Source organism: Azonexus caeni (genome assembly GCF_048146105.1).
GTDB lineage: Bacteria > Pseudomonadota > Gammaproteobacteria > Burkholderiales > Rhodocyclaceae > Azonexus > Azonexus aromaticus_B.
In genome coordinates this window covers 1-255 of record NZ_JBKJAD010000090.1, presented here as the reverse complement: position 1 = coordinate 255, position 255 = coordinate 1, and the positions used below count along the sequence as shown (strand labels likewise).

The 255-nt window shown below is 63.5% G+C and carries 1 pseudogene; it reads right to left on the bottom strand.

Features of this window, described 5'->3' with window-relative positions:
* A pseudogene (gene tuf, locus ACLIIZ_RS21200) lies at nucleotides 1–255 on the bottom strand (elongation factor Tu); the annotation flags it as partial.

The following is a 255-nucleotide window of genomic DNA, read 5'->3' as shown; positions in this document are numbered from 1 at the left end:
CCGTCGGACGGATACCGACGATCTCGATTTCTTCGCCGACCTTGACGATGCCGCGCTCGACGCGACCGGTCACGACCGTACCGCGACCCGAGATCGAGAACACGTCTTCGACCGGCATCAGGAACGGCTGGTCAACCGCACGTTCCGGCGTCGGGATGTAGGAGTCCAGCGCATCGGCCAGGCGGAAGATCGACGGTTCGCCGATTTCGGACTGGTCGCCTTCAAGGGCCTTGAGCGCCGAACCGTGAATGATCG